The organism is Parapedobacter composti, assembly GCF_900112315.1.
Lineage (GTDB): Bacteria > Bacteroidota > Bacteroidia > Sphingobacteriales > Sphingobacteriaceae > Parapedobacter > Parapedobacter composti.
Window position 1 is genome coordinate 666177 of sequence record NZ_FOLL01000001.1, and the last position, 18578, is coordinate 684754.

The window sequence follows — 18578 nt, forward strand, 5'->3', positions numbered from 1 at the left end:
CCGGGTAGTACGCGGTTGCCGGTGGGTGGTCCCAGATGGCGTAATAGCCAGTAAATGAAATCGTTGCTTGGTTTCCGGTTAACGCAGTGATATTTGTGGGTGCGCCGAATACCAAGTGGTATATCGCTTGAACACTATCATATATATCGGATTCGGCGATCTTGTTAAAACTACCTATGGTGCAATCCTTGGCATTGGCAGTTCCATAACGGTTAAGAACCTGTGTTTCGCCAGATAACGCTATTAATCGAAAAATACATATGAACAAGACTATCGCATTAATCAGTGAGCATGCTTCTCCCTTGGCCACGCTGGGCGGGGTGGATAGCGGCGGGCAGAACATCTATGTAGGCGAGCTGGCCCGGCAACTGGCGTCATTAGGGTATCAGGTGGATATTTTTACCCGGCGGGATAACGAGAAATTACCCATCGAGGTACAATGGTTGCCCGGTGTGCGGGTGATACATGTGGATGCCGGGCCAGCGAAGCAACTACCCAAAGAGGCATTATTCCCGTTTATGGACGCTTTTGTAGCATTCATGGAAATGTATATGGCTCGGCTGTCTGAACCGTATCGGCTTTTGCACGCTAACTTCTGGATGTCGGGTTATGTGGCTATGAAACTCAAGGAACGCTTGGGCATACCATTCGTCATCACCTTTCACGCCCTTGGCAAGGTTAGGCTGATGCATCAAGGCGATGCCGACAGGTTTCCGAAGGAACGTTGTGAAGTGGAGTTGAAAACGATGGAAAAAGCCGATGCCATTATTGCCGAATGCCCCCAGGATCAGGCTGATTTGGAACAATTTTACCATATTGGCAATGGCAAAATCCGCATGATTCCCTGCGGCTTCAGTCCGCACGAATTCCACCCCATTGACAAGGCGTATGCGAGAATGTTATTGGATCTGCACCCTACGCGCAAAATTATTCTGCAATTGGGCCGTATGGTGCCACGTAAGGGAGTAGACAATGTTATCCAATCGCTGGCTTACCTATCTGACCGGTACGACACCCAATTGGTGATTGTAGGAGGCGAACAGGATAAAGCCAACCTCACCGCCGATCCCGAATATCAACGGCTCATGGAGCTTGCAACATCGCTGGGTGTTGCAAACGCCATTTCCTTTGAAGGCAGGAAAAGCAGGGAACAGCTCAAGTACTTTTATTCGGCAGCAGACGTATTTGTATCGACACCCTGGTACGAACCCTTTGGCATTACACCGCTTGAAGCCATGGCCTGCGGTACGCCGGTTATCGGTGCCAAAGTAGGCGGAATACAATATAGCGTAGCTCATGGAAAGACCGGGTTCCTGGTGCCTCCCAAAGACCCTGAAGCGCTCGCCCATAAATTGGAATTTCTCCTTACCCATGAGGATTTACGGGTGTATATGCGGCGTAATGGACTAAGGCGTGTCAACGAATATTTTACATGGGAGAAGGTGGCGTTACAGATGGACGAAGTGTACCGTAGCATCACCGACAGGCATAATGGCCTTGTCAACCACGATCGGCAGGTTATCCTCGATGCGTTCGAGGACGCTGCCAGTGTATTCAGGCGTTCCGGTTCAGCACTTGCTGATACCCTGTTGACGGCGGGGGAAACGTTAGCCGACACCTTCCTGAACGGCGGAAAAGTGCTTGTGTGCGGCAACGGGGGTAGTGCAGCCGAGAGTCTTCACTTTTCCGCAGAACTATTGGGGCGGTTTGAACTGCCAAACCGGGTGGGTCTGCCTGTTATCTCACTGATGGCTGATACCGCCATGTTAACCGCCTGGTCAAACGACATTGGCTTTGACGACATATTTGCCCGGCAAGTGGAAGCTTATGGTCGTCCGGGGGATGTGTTATTATGTCTTAGCACCAGCGGTAATTCAAAGAATATCTTGCAAGCAATGGATAAGGCCAAACAATTGGGCATGGTGTGCGTTACGATTTTGGGAAAGGACGGAGGCATGGCGGTAACTAAAGGGGATATTAACCTAGTGGTCCCATCGGAAAATACCCAACGGATCCAGGAAGTACATCTGCATGTGATACACCTGCTTTGCAGTTTAGTGGAACGCAAATTGGCAGACCTTCCGGAAATCGGGCAGGCAGCATTGAACTATCCTCCGCCGGTTGGCAGTCTGGTCACACCGCATCAGCACAACGGAAAAACGAACGGTCATCATGTCGGGCAAAAAAGCAGTATTCTTGGATAAAGATGGTACATTAATACGGGACGTTCCCTACAACGCAGACCCAAGCAAGGTGGAACTGCTGCACGGCGTTGCCAGTGGCCTTCGGCAACTGAGCAACAAGGGATATCTGTTTTTCATCGTTACAAACCAAGCCGGGGTGGCCAAAGGTTATTTTAAGGAGGAGGCACTTACCGCAGTGGAGCATAAACTACAGCTGCTGCTGCATCAAAGCGGTATCGCACTGTCGGGTTTCTACTATTGCCCCCATCACCCCCAGGGTGTTGTGGCAGCTTATGCAAAGGCATGTCATTGCAGGAAGCCTATGCCGGGGATGCTCTTCGACGCAGCCACCCGGCACGGGCTAAGTCTCGCTCAATCGTGGATGGTGGGTGATATCCTTGACGATATTGAAGCGGGCAACCGTGCTGGTTGCAGGACGGTGCTGGTTGACGGCACGGCGAGTGAGAGGGTACAAATATCGGGTGGCTACCGCCGTCCATCGTATATCGCAGACAATTTTAAAGAAGCAGCAAATCTAATCGTGAAAAACACGTGAACATGGAAAAATACAATTGGCGGTTTACCGAGCAGTTCGACCAAAAGACGATTCTTGTGGTTGGCGATCTCATCATCGATGAGTACATAAAGGGAGATAGTACACGGCTATCGCCAGAGGCTCCGGTTCCTGTGGTGGATGTCCAGTCGGATTGCTTCGTGTTGGGAGGAGCCGCCAATGTGGCGGCGAATCTTCGCGCATTGGGCGCTACGGTGATTTTCTGCTCCGTAATTGGCGACGATGCCGATGCCGATCGGGCTTTTGCAATGGTGGCAGATGCAGGCTTTTCGCCGGATTACCTTATCCGCGAGAAGGACCGGGCCACAGTGGTTAAAACCCGGATACAGGCCGATGGCCACCCACTGGCCCGGCTGGATCGGGGCGACGACCGGGCAATCTCACCTGAATCGGAGCGCCAGCTCATCCACCTCCTTAAAACGCATTTTGTATCATGTGACGGTGTTTTGATAGCAGACTACCATAAAGGCATTGTCACTCCCACCATCATAGATGGTTTGGTGCGGATGAAAATGAGCCATCCTAAGTTTGTGGCGGTCGATTCAAAACGGCTTTCACTTTTTAAAAAAATGGCTCCAACGCTTGTGAAGCCTAATTATAGTGAGGCAATGAAGTTATTGGGATGTGAAATAACTCACAAGGATCGAAAAGGGCAGTTGGAAAAATGCGGCAAAGCCATCTTCCGCAAAACCAACGCGCAATGGGTGGTACTTACGCTTGACAAAGACGGATCGCTGTGGTTCGAGCGAGGGAAACTGGTGTTCAACATGGGGGCAATTCCGGTGGCCGTTCCGCATGTATGCGGCGCCGGCGACACCTTCATAAGCGCTTGCACTTTGGCGCTGCTCTCGGGTGCTGATGCTGCGCGCACTGCCCAGGCGGCTACCGCCGCTGCCACGGTGGCCATTGAGAAAGAAGCAACCTCTTTATGTAGTCGCCTGGAATTGCTGGCTAAACTGGACAACGAGCAAAAACTCGTTACCTCAATGAAACGCCTGCAAGAAATCAAAGCCTATTACAAAGGCTTGGGGCACCGAATCGTGTTTACCAATGGTTGTTTTGATATCTTGCATAGCGGGCATGTCAACTACCTAAAGCTGGCGAGGAAATTGGGAGATGTGCTTATCGTCGGTGTTAACAACGATGATAGCATAAGGCGTCTCAAAGGGCCTGCCCGGCCCATCAACGGCTTGGCCGAACGGCTCTCGGTCTTGGCCGGCCTGGGGTGTGTGGACCATTTGGTGGTTTTCGGAGATGAGGCTGACGACACGCCTGCTGAACTCATTAAGGTGCTGGCACCCGACGTATTTGCCAAGGGAGGCGACTATAAAGATAAGGAGTTGCCCGAAGCAAAACTAGTCGAATCACTGGGGGGACAAGTGCAACTGATTCCGTTCACCGCCAACCGGTCCACCACCCGGTTAATCCGCCGCATTTACGAACATACCCATACAAAGAAGGCCATTATTTAACGAGGCGATGGAAAGCTGGAGTCATTGTACGCATCTGCTGGTCATACGTCCGGACAATATTGGCGATGTATTGATGAGCAGTCCCGCCATACGGGCCATTAAGCGATGTTTGGGTAGTAAAATAACCTTGTTGACGTCTGCCGCTGGGGCGGCGGCTTCGGCATTGCTACCGGAAGTAGATGATACGGTTGTAGCTAATGTTCCATGGGTAAAACAACCGACGTCTGTCAATCCCCGCGAGTTTCTGGAGTTGGCAGAGCTGCTTAAGGCCAGGCAGTTCGACGGCTGTATCGTGTTCACCGTTTACAGCCAGAATCCGCTGCCTTCAGCCATGCTGGCATGGATGGCAGGTATCCCCAAACGGCTGGCCTATTGCCGGGAGAATCCCTATGACTTGCTTACGCACTGGATTCCGGATGATGAACCCTATTCCCGTATCCGGCATCAGGTAGCCCGTGATCTGGATCTGGTGGAGCAAATCGGAGCATATACCAATGACGACCGCATCACAATTGCCATACCAGCGGGGGCAGACATCCGTGCAATGGCTAAATTGGCCGGAGCCGGTGTGGATTTGGAAGCACCTTATATGATTCTCCATGCAGGGGTGAGCGAATCCAAGCGGGAGTTCCCGGTTAATAAATGGGTAGCCATAGCCAGGCGCCTGCTTGCGGCACGCCCGGAGCAGCTGGTTTTTACGGGCAATGCACAGGAGGCAAAGCTGACTGATTATTTGCGGGATGCATGCGGCGGGCGCACCTTTTCAATAGCGGGCCTGCTGGACATCACCGAGTTTGCCGCAGTTATCCGGCAGGCGGCCCTTGTGGTTTCGGTAAATACGGCAACCATTCATTTGGCCGCTGCCTTAGGCCGACCCGCGGTCGTACTTTATGCGCTGACCAATCCGCAGCACACTCCATGGCGGAGTCCGCATGTGCTCTTCCCGTATAGTGTAGCCGATGGACAAGCGCAAAGTAGAAACGAAGTAATCCGTTACGTGAACCAGTCCATGTTCGAGAAAAAAGTCGAGCCGCCCGCAACAAATGATGTACTAAGCGCTGTCAATGAGTTGCTCAAGGGCCACGGGGAAGGCCAGCCGATCTACCAAGGCTTTTTCAACTGATGCCAGGTCGGATGTCCGCTTCCCATCTATGGTGGTCAGTACAGATTTGTTTAAGGGCCGCCAGCGGTTGGGTTCGCCGTCCATGCTTACAATGACGCCCGGCGTACCCAATGCCGAAGCAATATGGGAAACACCCGTGCAATTGGAAAGGACGGCTTTTGCCTGTTTGACGAGCACGGCCATTGTGCCCAATGAGGTCTTGCCGGCAACCACGATGGCCTGGTAACGCATCAAGCGCGCAACTTCTTCAACGATGGGCAGCTCTTCAGTTGTACCGGTAAGCGCAACGTCGTACCCCAATTCAATGCATCTATCGGCCATGCAAGCGAAGGCCGACGGCGGCCACCGCCGCCATGCCGCCCGGCTACCGGGGTGTACGCAGACGTACTGACCGGGTTGCAGCGGTAAGTTAAGCGATTCAAAATCCGCATAATCCTGCTCGGTAATAGGAAACTCAAGGTGTATGCCCTGATGTGGGATGCCAAGATGCTGTACAAGCAGCAGATGGCGGCAGATTTCATGAACGTGGGAAGGGTAGGGGATAAAGAGATCGTTCCCGGGGTGATAATGCCCTTCGGCATAGAAACCTGCAGTATAGGTGGCACCAAACAGTTCAACCAACGGGTTGACTATGGTGCCGTTTCCCTGCATTTGCAGCATCAAATCAAATTGTTTGGCTTGCATGTCTGCGATAAACCGTGCAATGTCCTGTACTGCAAACGACTGTTCGGGGAGTCCGGGATAACCGGGGAAGAGTTCCAGCCCATCGAAATACATCGGAAACCGGTTTGTCAGTTCCTTCGCCCCTGGTAATCCGATCAAGGTGATTGACGCCTGGGGAAACTGGTGGCGCAGGGCGCGCACCGCTGGTATGGCGCATAGCAGATCACCTAATTGCAATGCTCGGAAAACGGCGATTTTGCGGATGTCCTGAATTTTCATGCACGTATATGTTAAAACAGCAAAGCCCTGTATTTGACCGCACCATAATATTGCCAGTAAATGGAGAGAAACGGGATAAGGGCAGATGTGAGCGCCATTTCAGCAATATGGGAGGCAGACTTGCGCGTCGGGAGCAGGCGTTTCCAGGTCAGAAGCCCCACGCCGACGAACCATCCGATCGAGGCAACCGCCGAAAGCGCCGGATAGTCCAGCACCAACGCAGTGACAGCCAGCACAAACAACGACACGGTGGTGTAGTAATGCCAGTTCGGTTGTTTTCGGATTCTTTCGCGGAATAAACGAGGGTACCTTTTGTAGAGTAAGGCATTGTACTGTCCTTTCTTCTGCTCCCGTAAGCTGATGCCCCACGGAGCGTCTCGCACCGGATGACGCACTACGGCCTCATCCACCCGGGTAATGGGGATGCCGTGCGTGATTAGCCTGAAGTGTAGATCGCTGTCCTCTCGCCAGGCCATGCCGAATTGTTCATCGAACCCTCCCGTAGCGAGCAAGGTCTCCCGGGTGCAGCAACAGTTAGCCGTTACGAATTCCGCGGTTTGCAATTGTGCGGTATTCCACTCGTAATCGGTAGGCCGTAAGGGTATAGGGACCTCTACCTTACCTGTCATCGCCCATAACGGCTGACCCGGATAGGCTTGGCAAAACGTGTCGAGCCACGTAGACATGGGCCGACAGTCATCGTCGGTAAATGCAATCAAAGGCGATTTCGCGCTCCGCCATCCCAGATTTCTGGCGGCTGCCGGCCCTTTCTTCTTAGGCAACGACAAAAAGGAAAAAAGCAGTTCAGACTTTCCCTTATGCCAATCCATGAGTGCATCGCGGGTAAGCCCGTCAGGCCCGTCGCTCACCACAATAACCTCAAAAGCCGTTTTGTTTAGCGTCTGGCGGTAAAGCGCGTCCAGGCATTTAACCAACAGCTGTGGTCGCCTGTAAGTGGGAATGACTACTGATATCCTTGTTTCCATAGTTTTTCGAAATTAAGAAAGAACCGATAATCAATACGTCAAATGGCGACGTCCAGAAGCACTCCACGGCGTCCCGGGGGGTGCATACGATTGGCCTGCCGATGGTATTGAATGAAGTATTGATGAGTACCGGTATCCCGGTTATCCGCTCAAACGCTTTCAGCAGATCATAATATAGCGGATTTTGCTTCCGGTTTACGGTTTGGATGCGGGCGGTTCCGTCAACATGTTTGACAGCAGGGATCAGACCTGCTTTCTCCGGTGCCACCTGGTTGACAAACAGCATGAACGGTGACTGGCCGGCATCGGTAAACCACGATGGCGCGGCTTCCTCGGTAACCACAGGCGCCACGGGCCGGAAATCCTCCCGGTCTTTCACTTCGTTGAGCCATGCTTGCATTTCCGGTAGGATGGGCGACGCCAAGATGGAGCGGCTGCCCAAAGCACGCGGGCCGTATTCCATACCACCCTGGAACCACCCCACAATACGATTGGCCGCCAGCAATTGGGCCGTTTCTTCAGCAACGTTTTCCATCTTCGTAAAAGGCACCTTGGCTTTCTCCAGGAAGGCGGCAATGTCGTCGTCGCTGTATGCAGGCCCCCAATAGGCGTGTTCCATCACGAAGGTCTTCTGGGTTTCACCGCGCAACTTATTGTCAACCCAATGGGCGGCTCCTAAAGCAGTGCCGGAGTCGCCCGCTGCAGGTTGCACCCAGACTTCGCTGAACGGGCCGTCATCACGAATACGGGCGTTAAGCACACAATTCAGGGCCACTCCGCCTGCCATTGTCAAGTTTCGCTGCCCCGTTTCGTCATGAAGCCAGTGTGCGAGTTCCAGTACAGTTTCTTCCAAAACAAACTGAAGCGACCGGGCAATATCGAAGTGATGGCCGGTAAACGGCTCATGGCGAAGCCGCGCGGCGCCGAAACGGGCTTCCAGCGACGTCCGCTGAATGCGGTATTGACCATTTTCACCTATCCATACCATATCGCGGAAATCGTTTACATAAGTAGGCTTACCATACGAGGCTAATGCCATTACTTTGTATTCATCTGACGAGTGAAGAAACCCCAGGTAGGTGGTTACTTCTTCGTATAGCAATCCCAGGGAATGGGGGAAATTTACCTGTCCTATCCGGGTCAGATCATTCCGCATCCCTGTGTGGTATGACGTTGTAGCCAGTTCGCCCCGTCCGTCAAGTACCATTACCGCGGCATCTGAAAAGGGCGACGGCAAGTATGCACTTGCGGCATGAGCCAGATGGTGTTCAATGAAATGCCATTCCCAATCCGCCTGGGTAACTCCTTTAAACCGTTTTTGTAAATGATGGGGATAGCCGCTCACCAATTGCGCCGGAGCGTTGATGATGGAGGAAAGGAACAGCTGCTGTTGCGGCTGGCCATCGGTTGCGGGCCGATCCGGCTGATGGTAAGGGGTACGGCTGTCCATACCAGTGGGTTGCTTTTCATCCATCAGCAGATAAGGATCGAACGAATAAGCAATGTGGTCCACTTCACTGAGGTGGATGCCGGCAACCTGTAAGCAGTAATCTATCGCATGAAAAGGGAGTTCGTATGCTGAAAAAGGAATAGGTCGTTTGCCGTGCTTAATATGCGTGAAGCGTTCGTCTTCTGCGGCTGCCAGCAGTTGCCCGTCTTTGACGATGCTGGCGGCCGAATCATGGAATGCAGCATTTATTCCGAGTGTATACATGATAAGAATGGATCTTTGGCGTTGTTACCGTGGCTTTCGTAATATGAAAATGCTTACCGCGGTCAAAAAAATTAACTGGATGGCGGCATCCAGTAGATAAACCCGGGGAATCACTCCGCTGGTCACGTATATGACATCCATAACAAGGAAACTCACTGCCACGGTATATCCGAGAACGATAGGAAGTGGAGCATTGCGCAGGCTGGCTACCAAAAACGTTAGGCCGATGGAGATGGACAGTAGGCCGACCATCTCCACCAGCCACGTGTCTTGCTTGGGGCCTGTGGCTAAAATGAAACTCTCCATATTAATAATGGGCCAGATACCGGCAATCACAAAGTATATTCCCTGAGAAAGGAAAACATTGCTTAGGGCCCTGTTGGTATGTGGCGGTCTGTCCATTCCGTCTCCTTATATATCTGTGTCCTGCTTGTCGTGGCCATGGGTTTTCACAATCTTATTATAGGTGCCCAAAAGCAGGAACGGAGCTGCCCATTGGCCAACAAATAGCGCGGTGTGTTTATGCCCCAAGCATTTCAGGGTCAATGACACCGCCATTGAACCCAATGCGGCACACAAAAATAACTTGGATGGGAGTTTAGCGGTTTGCGATTCAATAGCCTTGGTGGTTTCGCCTTCGCGGTGTTGCTGATTTTCATTTTCTGTCATTGCCATAATCAAATCTCCTTTCTAAATTGTTTGTTGAAATTGTTGAAGTGAGTGCATAGACGATGCCATGATTGCCGTTATCGTGTTTTTAGCCTATGGGTGGTACGGTATGCGGCGCCCCCCTGTATTTCGGAACAGCCCCTTCCGTATTACCGCACATTTTTTTCGAAAATAGAGACAGCGGTATGTAGTATTTAGTACAGCCCCGCAATTTGCCTGCAGCACCGGTAGACTTTTTGTACTAAACGCCTATACTTCTATACTTAGTTGGCTATGGGTTTCGATAAATTTTATTCCCGTTTCATGGAGTGGCTTGTTCATCAGGCGCCGCGCATCGTTATCGGACTGGTGGTGTTGGTGTTGGGCTTATGGTTCATCCGGTTGGTGGCAAGCTGGATAAAACGGAAAATACAGCAGAAGAATTGGGATCCCACCCTGGAAGTGTTTTTATCAAGCCTGATTGTGTTAGCGCTTCGGGTGCTGCTCATCCTGCTCGTCATACAGGTTATGGGCTTGCAAATGACGCTGTTCGCAGCGTTGGTAGGTGCATTCGGCGTTGCTGCGGGACTGGCGTTATCCGGTACTTTGCAGAACTTTGCCAGCGGTGTGCTCATACTTATCCTTAAGCCATTCCGGGTGGGGGATCACATTTCCACGCAAGGGCAGGAGGGCGAGGTGGTTTCTATCCAACTGTTCTATACGGTTATCCTGACACGCGACTACCGCACGGTGATTGTACCCAATAGCAAGCTGTCAAACGAGGTCATCGTCAATATGAGCCGGGCAGGAAAGCGCCGGCTGGACGTGGAACTGAAAGTGAAGTACGACGTTGATTTCGATCAGGCAAAGCGTGTAATCCTTGAGGCCGTTCATGCGGCGGGCAAATTACTGCTCACCACGGACCATGTGATAGGAATCAGCCTACTGGAGCCTGACGGCTACCGGATTACCATATCGGTATGGGTAGACGAAGCTGGATATCCCGATACGCGGCTGGCTGTGCAGGAAAAAATGCTCCAGGCCGTTAAGGCCCTGGGCTAAGGGTGTGCGCTTTTGTAAACACGGGAATCACAAAAGCGAACAGTATGTCTGCAATACCTAATCATCAAGGGAGCACATCAACGGCGGTATCTTTCCGAACGGCTAGCACAGCAATGAAAACGGCAACTGGCGCAGTATATGAAAGACGATATAATAAAAAAGGAGAATTATTATGGATCCGAATAAAAAGTCGCCTCCCGTGGTTCCACTCGATGTAGAAAATACCGATGAAACACGGGAGCCAACGGGCGAAAATCTGAAGTTCAATGAAGAAGAAAACAGCTTCGAACTTGATACAGAAACGGAGGATAGCGAATACCAGCATCCCGAACCTTATGATACTACGGCCCCACTGGGGGAAGATGACAACTCTACGTATGATGAGGAAAACCCCTACACGGCGGGCGAGTATCGGGATAAACAGCGTGAGGCGGACAATGAACTGGAAGAGCTCGAAACGGTAGACGACGGACTGCTGCAGTTGGACGACATCGACGAACAGCTTGCGGCTACTCCTGAAGATGAACGTAACGATCTCGATGAAGAAGGGTATCCTTTGCGCGACAATGCCGGCGGCGATGATAACCCGATAACGGCAGACTTGGACGCGGATGATGGCGACGGCGGTCCGGAGGAAGAGGATGATGTTGACGTGGAACTGCCGCCATTTGACGACCCGCGGCGCGACGACGATGAACCGATTGGGGATGACCCGAACAGCCCCATACCACCGGCAGACGTGCCGCCGGTGGATGAACGCGACCCCTTAGGGGACAAGCAAATCCAATCGGACGACCCTACAGAAACCCGAGGCTGAATTTGATAACCGTATAAAAACAAAACGTATGGCTATAGATCGCAAAACATTGGTGTCGCCAGAAGTACCACCGCAGTATACCGGAAAGCCGTTGGATTTGGAATCACGTACATCACTGCCCGATGAAAGTAGCGCCCGAATGTTTTTTGAAACAGCAAAGCGCCGGTTGTTGGATGTAAACCACTGGTATGAAATAGCCGAACTGCCCGTGGCGGTGTTTGTGCTTACCGACGAGCATGGGGGTGAAGCGGTGAAATCACGCGCTGCTGAGGGAGACAAAGTACGCATTGATATTCCGGGACCGGGGCCGTCAGTAGGCGATGGATACGACTGGGTTGCTGTCGAGCAGATTACCGAAACGGCCGGGCCGGAAACGGAACGCTGCTCAATAACGCTCAGGCCAACCGCTAATCCGCTGAAGATGGAAACGGATACCGCACACTTTTTCAAAGATGCTGCCACGTCTACACTGATAGTGGAACGGAACGGCCGGGAAGTGATCGCACGTTACCACGGGCGGAACGAAGTGGCCAACACCGAAACGGAATCGACTATTGACAATGTACGGAATGCCATGGTGGGTGCGGGAGCAAAACTGGGGCTTTCATACCCCCAGTGGAAGAGTTTGGTGGAGGGGCTAGTGAAGCCGGAAAAAAAAACATAACAAAACACATAGAAAACTTAATCAAAATCGGAGACAATATGAAAACAGCAAATTTTTTTATCGGATTAATGGCGGTCATGTTTGTATTTGCCTGTAACATGGATAACAGACGCACGGCAGATGACAGCGTAGACCAAGCTATGGATGTGAATGATACCACGGCAATGGTCGAAGATGACGATGCCGAATTCGCCGTCAAGGCGGCCGATGCCGGCCTTGCGGAAATCGAGTTGGGTAAATTGGCAATGGAAAAAGCATCAGACCAGCGGGTAAAGGACTTCGCCCAACGGATGGTTACGGATCACCAAAAAGCAAATGATGAGCTGATGACCATCGCTACGCGGCATAACATTACGCTGCCTCCGGTAGTCAGCGAAGAGCACACCGATAAACAGCGGAAGCTCCGTGAAAGATCAGGCCGCGATTTTGACCGCGAATACATCGACATCATGGTACGGGATCACGATAAGGTCGTTTCCTTATTCGAAGACGCAGCTTCAGATGCAAGGAATGCCGACCTGAAGGCCTTTGCCAGCAAAACACTGCCTACCTTGAAAGATCACCATGAAAAAGCCCGCGCATTGCGCGAGTCGCTGGGCGGTGGCCGGACGGGGACGGATACCACGATGGTAGACCACCGGGTTATGCCGTAGTACGTCTTATTACGAATAGGCCTTCCACGAAAGCGGGCGGCTAAGTGATAAAGTAACCTGCATGAACGTCCCTTGGGGCAGTAATGCGGGTTTCTTGTTTATGGCTGCTTGGTTTTCGAAAAGCAGGGCATAGTGCTTACCGATTATCGGCCAACGCAGGGAAAGCCCATACTTGAATGCATGCTGCTTCAATTGGTTCAGTTCCGATGGGTTGCTCAGCAGGCCGTTAACGATGGTTGCAAGCTGTTCACTGTTATTGAAATCAAACAGCTTTCCCCTGCCGCGCAGCAATTCACTGGCATGCCAGTAAGGCGTAGAAACTACCGCCGCGCCGGCACCCACCGCATAAGAAAGGGTGCCGCTGGTAATCTGGGCCTCGTTAGGATAAGGCGTAAGGTAAATGTCGCAGGCCGACAGGTAGGCATGCAAATCCCCTTCATTGACAAATTCCGAGATAAATACCAGGTGTTCTTCCACATTTAGTTGCCGTGCAAGCTGATGGAGGCTCTCCCGATAATCCTCGCCGGAAGTCCGGCGGATGCCGGGATGGGTCTTACCAAGTATAATATACCGGACATCCGGGTGCTGTTTACAAATCGCTGGTAACGCCCGGATAGCGGTTTCCAGCCCTTTATTGGGGCCAAGCAGGCCGAACGTAAGCAATGTTTTGCCAGCAGGGAAGTTAAGCGAACGCTTTATCGCCGCCACATCAGGCCGGTCAAAGTCTGGCACCCCGTGCGGGATGCGCTGGATCTTATTTGCCGGGATATGGTACACTTCACGCAGCAATTGCACCGCTTTTTTGCTCATCACCACGGCCTTGGCAGCGCCGTCGGCCAATGCTTGCGTAACGGAAAGCTGCATGGTATCCGGGCGCTGCAACACCGTGTGGAATATCACGGTATAAGGCACGTTCAATGCCCGCGTCAAAGCCAACAGATGGGAACCGGCCGAACCCCCGAAAATGCCGAACTCGTGCTGTATGCAACACATGTCCACCCCACTGCGGTTGATGAAAGCCGCTGCAGACTGATAATCTGCAAGCTGTTCCTGGCTAATGACAAACCTCACCCGCTCATCGTAATCATACTGGTATTTGTCGTCCGAGTCGTTGAGGGCAACCATAAAGCTGCCGGATGCGGCAAAAGGTAGGTACCGATCAACCGCTTGAACCAGATTTTCGTTGAACGTGGCCAGGCCGCATTCCCGGGGCCGACAGGTGGAGATGTATGCTATTCTCATTGGTTAAGTATTAACAATAAACGTTTCAAATAAGTAGCCTGTACTGTAAGGTTTGGGTGTAATCTGCTCGGCGGAATCTACCGTACACTTCCCTACTGTGAAGATACTAACACGGTAACTTGGCGATTGTTTGGACAGCCAATATTTCCGGTATGACAAAAAAATAATGCTAATTTAGGGTGATATTCCACTGCTGGAACACACATCTATTAAAAACGACTGGTGAAAATAATAGAAAAGTTGTATGAGCGTATATTTCCCGCGGTGGCACGGCACGTAGCCGGAAAAGGCGGTAGCTTGGAAGAGGCAAAAGATGTATTTCATGATGCCCTGCTGGTTTACGTTGAAAAAACACGCAGCGGCACGTCAGACATGCGGCAAAGTGAGGCTTATGTCTTTGGCGTGGCACGCTATCTATGGATAAAGCGGTACAAAGAAAATTTGCGGTATGCGTCGCTGGATCAATTGATGGCCGGGTATGATCAAGAGGACCCAGGCGCTTACTGGACGCAAGAATTCCAGCCGCAGGACGAACTTGTATCAAGCGGCCGCGTTTTCCGGCTACTGCAGGCCGCAGGCCGGAAGTGCATGGATGTGCTTGCCGCGTTTTATTACGAAAAGCTGGATATGCAGGAACTGGCAAACCGCTTCGGGTTCGCAGGCACACGATCGGCAACCGTGCAGAAATTTAAATGCCTGCAAAAGGTTAAACAAGTAGTCAAAGAAAAATCGCTCCGCTATGAAGACTTTGTTGGATGAATTGCAATGGAAAGAAGACTGCCTGCTGGGTCGCGCGCCCGGTGAGCAGCAAACGCTTTTCCAGGCCAGATTGCTCGCCGATCCGGAATTTCGGAAAGATATTCACTGGCAGTGCCAGGCATACGGCTATATCCGTGAATATGGTCGGCGGCAATTGCGGGACGAGCTTGAAGGCATACACCGGATGTTATTCACCGAACCACAGCATCGGCTGTTCCGTAACCGGGTAATGGCCTTCTTCCGTCGCTAATAGCAAAAGCATAACGGTGTTGTAACATGCCCGGCTATGGGCGTGCAGGGATAACTATGTCACTATAAAACCAATATGATATCATGACCAGCTATAGCAATGAATTTCGCCGGTATGCGGTGCACCACCGCGGCATCAACGGCATGTATGTAGACCATTATGTTTCACGTGCAACGGCCATGCCCGCGGCCATGACACCTTACATCACCGAAGAGCGGCAGCTCAATGTAGCCCAGATGGATGTGTTTTCAAGGCTGATGGTTGATCGTATCATCTTTCTCGGCGAACCGGTGGACGATCGGGTGGCCAACATCATCCAGGCGCAGTTGCTTTTTCTGCAATCGGCCGACCCGAAGAAAGACATCCAGCTGTATATCAATTCGCCGGGAGGCGCTGTATATGCCGGACTGGGGATCTATGATACCATGCAGTATATCGGCCCAGATGTGGCCACCATCTGCACGGGCATGGCCCTGTCCATGGCTGCGGTGCTGCTATGTGCCGGAGCCGGAGGCAAGCGGGCGGCACTTCCGCATGCCCGCGTGATGATACACCAAACCTCCGGCGGTATGCAGGGCACGGCGGCGGATATGGACATCAGTATCCGGCAGACACTTAAAATGCAGCAAGAGTTGTATGCAATCATCGCTGCCCATAGCGGACAAGATTACGATGTGGTGGATAGGCTGTCAGATCGGGACCATTGGATGACGGCCGCCGAGGCTAAAGAATTCGGTATGGTGGACGAGGTGTTAGGCACCGGTATTAACCGCTGATATTTCCCTGCTGCTCTTCTGCCGTTTTTTCCTGCCGTGGTGCGGCGTTCCCGCGGGGCGTTCCGCACATGCACGGGCAAAGCGCGAAGTTAATGGCTGCCTTTCGTGCCCGCCCCGATTTTTTCCTCTAGCGCCCTGATGTATTTTTCCTGAACTTTAACCAGCTTCTGCAGCGACTCCAGGGTCAGTTCCTCATTCGGCTCTGCACGATGATATCTTTCATTTCCCGGATCGGCCGCGCCCATAGGAGAAAGCGGCATTGCCTCAAGATCTCTTTCTACCAGGTGGTTTAATTCGATGTGAAACAAATTCACGATTTTGACCAGCACTTCCAACTTCGGGATAGACCCCCGTTCATAGGAAGCCACATTATCACGGGTCACATTCAACTGCCTGGCCAATTCAGCTTGGCCCCATTTCCGCTCCTCCCGAAGGAACTTTATATTTTTAGAAAAATAGTTCATTGTGAAAATAAATCACAAATTATTTGTAAATATGAAAAATATTCACAAACTTTGCTCATGTATTCACAAAAGTAATAAAAAATGAAGAAAGCGAGGTATCCCGAGAATTTGCCGCTGAAGCTTGAAATTGTGAAATCCCGGCGCACCATCAAAGAGATTGCCGAGAAAATCGGCGTCAGCAGGGAAGTGCTGACAAACACCGTGAATGGACACTATAAAGGTGTCGAGGTGATTAAGAAACTGAAGTCTGAACTAAACATCAACGATTGACGAAAATTTTACGCGCCATGCACGCATCGATCTACCGTACCAAGAAAAACGCCGAACGATTTTTCGACGCGCTCAAAGCTGGCGATGAAGCCGGGCTGAATTATTTCTACCGGGCCTATTATAACTACTATGCCTGGCGTGCCGAGCGGTTCGTCAAAGACGACGTCATAGCCCATGTTATCGCACAGGAAGCGTTTCTCCGGCTGTGGCTCATGCACGATATCATCCGCGACGTACCGCACCTGCACGAATTCCTCGGCAGCCAGCTTCGCGAAGCCGGCATGGCGTATTACCGCAAAACCGCCAACCGCTTCCACCGGAGTATGCTGCGGCTGGATGGCATCGAAGATTTTCAGGAGTTCATGCTGGGTTATGAAATAGAGGGAGAAGAGGAGGCAGATGTGGTCTACCTCGAACAGCTGGAAGCGGAAAAACAGCGGCAACTGGAGCAAATCAATGGGCTGTTGCCCAACCTGACCGCACAGCAGCAGTTGTTTATCCGGCTGTGCCTGCGGTACGGATTCAACTACGAGCGCATCGCCTACCATTTGGGTGGCATCTCGGATTACGAAGTGGCCCAGCGTGTGGAGCAGTGCATCGCCAACCTGAAAGCCGCACTGTCTGGCACGACCAAACTGGACAGCGCCGCCCGCACCAAGCCGCTCGTCGCCGAAGGCATGCTCAGCGATGAGCAGGCGCAGGTACTGGCCATGCGGTATGACCTGCAATATTCCTTCGAGGAAATCGCCGAGGCGCTGCAACTGGACGACGCCAAGGTGAAATCATTGTTTGTACAGGCACACGCCGCCATTAAGAAGGGGAGACAATCGGCCTGACCATGGAAAAGAAGACCATCATCCTGACACGGAAAATACAGATATATGTAGACTGCGAAGACAAGGAGCAGAAAGATGCACACTACAAACAGCTGTACGAATGGCAGTTTATGGCTTTTCAGGCCGCCAACCTGATTTTCACCCACCTGTATGTACAGGATCGGGTAAAAGACCTGATTTACTTTACCGATGAGGTGAAGGTAAAGCTGGCCGACCGCGCCAAGGATGCCGGGGGCGTTTTGAATACCTCGCGGATGAGCACCACCTACCGCGTGCTGTCCGCCAAGCTACTGGGCAAGATGCCCTCGGACATCTTTTCCAACCTGAACAATTCGCTTCACAGCGTTTACAGCAGCGAGCGCAGTGCGTACTGGAAAGGGGAGAAGTCGCTGCGCAACTATAAGCGCAGCATCCCGCTGCCCTTTTCGGGCAAACTGCTGAAGTTCGTGGCCGACGAGAAGCACCGGGAATTCCGGTTCACGCTGTTCAAAATCCCTTTCAAGACCTACCTTGGCAAAGATAAGACGGACAAGCGGGTGCTCATCCAGCGCCATATGGCGGGTACGCTGAAGCTTTGCACCAGTTCCCTAAAAATCGATAAAGGCAAGCTGTACCTGCTCGCGGCCTTTGAGATGGAGCGCGACGAGCACCGGTTGAAAGATACGGTAATCGCCGAAGCGTCGCTCTCCATCGAACACCCCATCGTGTTGCAGGTAGGGAAGGCCCAGTTCCAAATTGGCAACAAGGAGGAATTCCTGCACCGTAGGCTGGCCATTCAGGCCGCGCGGCACCGCCTGCAGCGGGGCTCCACGTACAACCGCCCGGGCAGAGGCCGCCGGCGCAAGCTGAAAAGCCTCGATGACTGGGATGCGAAAGAAAAGCGGTATGTCGACAACCGGCTGCACCTGTACAGCCGAAGGCTGATTGACCTGTGCGTGAAGTCTGAGGCAGGCACATTGCTTTTGGTAAACCAACAGCAGAAAGAGGAGGTGGCGAAGGACGAGGAGTTCTTGCTCCGCAACTGGAGTTATTACGGGCTGAAGGAAAAGATTGCCTATAAGGCGAAGAAGGCGGGGATAAATGTGATTGAGGAGTAGGCAGACACGAAGTTCTTTGAAATTTTAGAGGCTGCTTGTACAGCCG

21 protein-coding genes are annotated in these 18578 nt (G+C 52.1%); 14 read left to right on the forward strand and 7 right to left on the reverse strand.

Annotated features, from left to right (window positions below):
• The first annotated feature begins 260 nt into the window (after positions 1–260).
• From BM030_RS02560 to BM030_RS02575, 4 genes are read left to right on the forward strand one after another with little or no spacing between them, the layout of a single operon-like run.
• The gene (locus BM030_RS02560; protein WP_090970720.1) at positions 261–2204 is read left to right on the forward strand and encodes a glycosyltransferase; all 1944 of its coding nucleotides are present in this window, start codon (positions 261–263) and stop codon (positions 2202–2204) included.
• Complete coding sequence (locus BM030_RS02565) at positions 2173–2739, forward strand: D-glycero-alpha-D-manno-heptose-1,7-bisphosphate 7-phosphatase (protein WP_090970722.1); 567 nt, start codon at positions 2173–2175, stop codon at positions 2737–2739. Before BM030_RS02560 ends, BM030_RS02565 begins: the two co-directional genes overlap by 32 nt.
• 2 nt (positions 2740–2741) lie before the next feature.
• On the forward strand, positions 2742–4229 hold the full coding sequence (gene rfaE2 / locus BM030_RS02570) for a D-glycero-beta-D-manno-heptose 1-phosphate adenylyltransferase (RefSeq protein ID WP_139215791.1): 1488 nt from the start codon (positions 2742–2744) through the stop codon (positions 4227–4229).
• Between the two features lie 7 nt (positions 4230–4236).
• On the forward strand, positions 4237–5352 hold the full coding sequence (locus tag BM030_RS02575) for a glycosyltransferase family 9 protein (protein WP_090970726.1): 1116 nt from the start codon (positions 4237–4239) through the stop codon (positions 5350–5352).
• Here the strand turns inward: BM030_RS02575 and BM030_RS02580 are convergent.
• Genes BM030_RS02580 through BM030_RS02600 form a run of 5 tightly spaced genes read right to left on the reverse strand, consistent with a single transcriptional unit; the run spans position 5281 to position 9669 of the window.
• Positions 5281–6294, reverse strand: coding sequence for a glycosyltransferase family 9 protein (locus BM030_RS02580; RefSeq protein ID WP_090970728.1), 1014 nt, complete (start codon positions 6292–6294; stop codon positions 5281–5283). The two genes, BM030_RS02575 and BM030_RS02580, sit on opposite strands and share 72 nt — an antisense overlap.
• 11 nt (positions 6295–6305) lie before the next feature.
• Complete coding sequence (locus BM030_RS02585) at positions 6306–7280, reverse strand: glycosyltransferase family 2 protein (RefSeq protein WP_090970731.1); 975 nt, start codon at positions 7278–7280, stop codon at positions 6306–6308.
• Positions 7222–8994, reverse strand: a complete 1773-nt coding sequence (locus BM030_RS02590; RefSeq protein ID WP_090970733.1) for a carbamoyltransferase family protein — start codon at positions 8992–8994, stop codon at positions 7222–7224. The genes BM030_RS02585 and BM030_RS02590 overlap by 59 nt, the downstream gene beginning before the upstream one ends.
• A gap of 24 nt (positions 8995–9018) precedes the next feature.
• Entirely contained in the window at positions 9019–9396 is a 378-nt protein-coding gene (locus tag BM030_RS02595; protein ID WP_139215792.1) for a hypothetical protein, read from the reverse strand.
• 9 nt (positions 9397–9405) lie between these two features.
• Positions 9406–9669, reverse strand: a complete 264-nt coding sequence (locus BM030_RS02600) for a hypothetical protein (protein ID WP_090970737.1) — start codon at positions 9667–9669, stop codon at positions 9406–9408.
• Between the two features lie 267 nt (positions 9670–9936).
• On the opposite strand from BM030_RS02600, the gene BM030_RS02605 reads away from it, so the two are divergent.
• The 4 genes from BM030_RS02605 (at position 9937) to BM030_RS02620 (ending at position 12838) form a co-directional block, all read left to right on the forward strand.
• The gene (locus BM030_RS02605; RefSeq protein ID WP_090970739.1) at positions 9937–10704 is read left to right on the forward strand and encodes a mechanosensitive ion channel family protein; all 768 of its coding nucleotides are present in this window, start codon (positions 9937–9939) and stop codon (positions 10702–10704) included.
• A 172-nt stretch (positions 10705–10876) separates the two neighbouring features.
• On the forward strand, positions 10877–11521 hold the full coding sequence (locus BM030_RS02610) for a hypothetical protein (RefSeq protein ID WP_090970741.1): 645 nt from the start codon (positions 10877–10879) through the stop codon (positions 11519–11521).
• 28 nt (positions 11522–11549) lie between these two features.
• Positions 11550–12185, forward strand: a complete 636-nt coding sequence (locus BM030_RS02615; protein ID WP_090970743.1) for a hypothetical protein — start codon at positions 11550–11552, stop codon at positions 12183–12185.
• A gap of 38 nt (positions 12186–12223) precedes the next feature.
• Complete coding sequence (locus BM030_RS02620; protein ID WP_090970745.1) at positions 12224–12838, forward strand: DUF4142 domain-containing protein; 615 nt, start codon at positions 12224–12226, stop codon at positions 12836–12838.
• A gap of 9 nt (positions 12839–12847) precedes the next feature.
• Here BM030_RS02620 and BM030_RS02625 read toward each other — a convergent pair whose 3' ends face one another.
• Positions 12848–14080 carry a glycosyltransferase family 4 protein gene (locus BM030_RS02625; protein WP_090970747.1) on the reverse strand — a complete coding sequence of 411 codons (1233 nt, stop codon included), beginning with the start codon at positions 14078–14080 and terminating at the stop codon, positions 12848–12850.
• A 222-nt stretch (positions 14081–14302) separates the two neighbouring features.
• Here BM030_RS02625 and BM030_RS02630 point away from each other — a divergent pair, with 222 nt between their 5' ends.
• From BM030_RS02630 to BM030_RS02640, 3 genes are all read left to right on the forward strand, one after another.
• Positions 14303–14839 carry an RNA polymerase sigma factor gene (locus tag BM030_RS02630; RefSeq protein WP_244518616.1) on the forward strand — a complete coding sequence of 179 codons (537 nt, stop codon included), beginning with the start codon at positions 14303–14305 and terminating at the stop codon, positions 14837–14839.
• A complete protein-coding gene (locus BM030_RS02635; RefSeq protein WP_139215793.1) occupies positions 14820–15089 on the forward strand; it encodes a hypothetical protein in 270 nt (89 codons plus the stop codon). The genes BM030_RS02630 and BM030_RS02635 overlap by 20 nt, the downstream gene beginning before the upstream one ends.
• Positions 15090–15172: 83 nt before the next feature.
• The gene (locus tag BM030_RS02640) at positions 15173–15865 is read left to right on the forward strand and encodes an ATP-dependent Clp protease proteolytic subunit (RefSeq protein ID WP_090970752.1); all 693 of its coding nucleotides are present in this window, start codon (positions 15173–15175) and stop codon (positions 15863–15865) included.
• Positions 15866–15954: 89 nt separating this feature from the next.
• Here the strand turns inward: BM030_RS02640 and BM030_RS02645 are convergent, their stop codons facing one another.
• The gene (locus BM030_RS02645; RefSeq protein ID WP_090970754.1) at positions 15955–16329 is read right to left on the reverse strand and encodes a helix-turn-helix domain-containing protein; all 375 of its coding nucleotides are present in this window, start codon (positions 16327–16329) and stop codon (positions 15955–15957) included.
• A gap of 81 nt (positions 16330–16410) precedes the next feature.
• Here BM030_RS02645 and BM030_RS02650 point away from each other — a divergent pair, with 81 nt between their 5' ends.
• Genes BM030_RS02650 through BM030_RS02660 form a run of 3 tightly spaced genes read left to right on the forward strand, consistent with a single transcriptional unit; the run spans position 16411 to position 18532 of the window.
• Entirely contained in the window at positions 16411–16599 is a 189-nt protein-coding gene (locus tag BM030_RS02650; RefSeq protein WP_079718167.1) for a hypothetical protein, read from the forward strand.
• A complete protein-coding gene (locus BM030_RS02655; RefSeq protein WP_139215794.1) occupies positions 16596–17435 on the forward strand; it encodes a sigma factor-like helix-turn-helix DNA-binding protein in 840 nt (279 codons plus the stop codon). Before BM030_RS02650 ends, BM030_RS02655 begins: the two co-directional genes overlap by 4 nt.
• Before the next feature lie 2 nt (positions 17436–17437).
• Complete coding sequence (locus BM030_RS02660; protein WP_090970758.1) at positions 17438–18532, forward strand: hypothetical protein; 1095 nt, start codon at positions 17438–17440, stop codon at positions 18530–18532.
• The last annotated feature ends 46 nt before the right edge of the window (positions 18533–18578 follow it).

Excerpts from the sequence above, each read along its gene's own strand:
- BM030_RS02660 (WP_090970758.1), top strand. The coding sequence starts at position 17,438 with ATGGAAAAGAAGACCATCATCCTGACACGGAAAATACAGATATATGTA.
- BM030_RS02600 (WP_090970737.1), bottom strand. The coding sequence starts at position 9,669 with ATGGCAATGACAGAAAATGAAAATCAGCAACACCGCGAAGGCGAAACC.
- BM030_RS02615 (WP_090970743.1), top strand. The coding sequence starts at position 11,550 with ATGGCTATAGATCGCAAAACATTGGTGTCGCCAGAAGTACCACCGCAG.
- BM030_RS02640 (WP_090970752.1), top strand. The coding sequence starts at position 15,173 with ATGACCAGCTATAGCAATGAATTTCGCCGGTATGCGGTGCACCACCGC.
- BM030_RS02625 (WP_090970747.1), bottom strand. The coding sequence starts at position 14,080 with ATGAGAATAGCATACATCTCCACCTGTCGGCCCCGGGAATGCGGCCTG.
- BM030_RS02610 (WP_090970741.1), top strand. The coding sequence starts at position 10,877 with ATGGATCCGAATAAAAAGTCGCCTCCCGTGGTTCCACTCGATGTAGAA.
- BM030_RS02590 (WP_090970733.1), bottom strand. The coding sequence starts at position 8,994 with ATGTATACACTCGGAATAAATGCTGCATTCCATGATTCGGCCGCCAGC.
- BM030_RS02580 (WP_090970728.1), bottom strand. The coding sequence starts at position 6,294 with ATGAAAATTCAGGACATCCGCAAAATCGCCGTTTTCCGAGCATTGCAA.
- BM030_RS02645 (WP_090970754.1), bottom strand. The coding sequence starts at position 16,329 with ATGAACTATTTTTCTAAAAATATAAAGTTCCTTCGGGAGGAGCGGAAA.
- rfaE2 (WP_139215791.1), top strand. The coding sequence starts at position 2,742 with ATGGAAAAATACAATTGGCGGTTTACCGAGCAGTTCGACCAAAAGACG.
- BM030_RS02560 (WP_090970720.1), top strand. The coding sequence starts at position 261 with ATGAACAAGACTATCGCATTAATCAGTGAGCATGCTTCTCCCTTGGCC.
- BM030_RS02650 (WP_079718167.1), top strand. The coding sequence starts at position 16,411 with ATGAAGAAAGCGAGGTATCCCGAGAATTTGCCGCTGAAGCTTGAAATT.
- BM030_RS02595 (WP_139215792.1), bottom strand. The coding sequence starts at position 9,396 with ATGGACAGACCGCCACATACCAACAGGGCCCTAAGCAATGTTTTCCTT.
- BM030_RS02575 (WP_090970726.1), top strand. The coding sequence starts at position 4,237 with ATGGAAAGCTGGAGTCATTGTACGCATCTGCTGGTCATACGTCCGGAC.
- BM030_RS02605 (WP_090970739.1), top strand. The coding sequence starts at position 9,937 with ATGGGTTTCGATAAATTTTATTCCCGTTTCATGGAGTGGCTTGTTCAT.
- BM030_RS02585 (WP_090970731.1), bottom strand. The coding sequence starts at position 7,280 with ATGGAAACAAGGATATCAGTAGTCATTCCCACTTACAGGCGACCACAG.
- BM030_RS02620 (WP_090970745.1), top strand. The coding sequence starts at position 12,224 with ATGAAAACAGCAAATTTTTTTATCGGATTAATGGCGGTCATGTTTGTA.
- BM030_RS02565 (WP_090970722.1), top strand. The coding sequence starts at position 2,173 with ATGTCGGGCAAAAAAGCAGTATTCTTGGATAAAGATGGTACATTAATA.
- BM030_RS02635 (WP_139215793.1), top strand. The coding sequence starts at position 14,820 with ATGAAGACTTTGTTGGATGAATTGCAATGGAAAGAAGACTGCCTGCTG.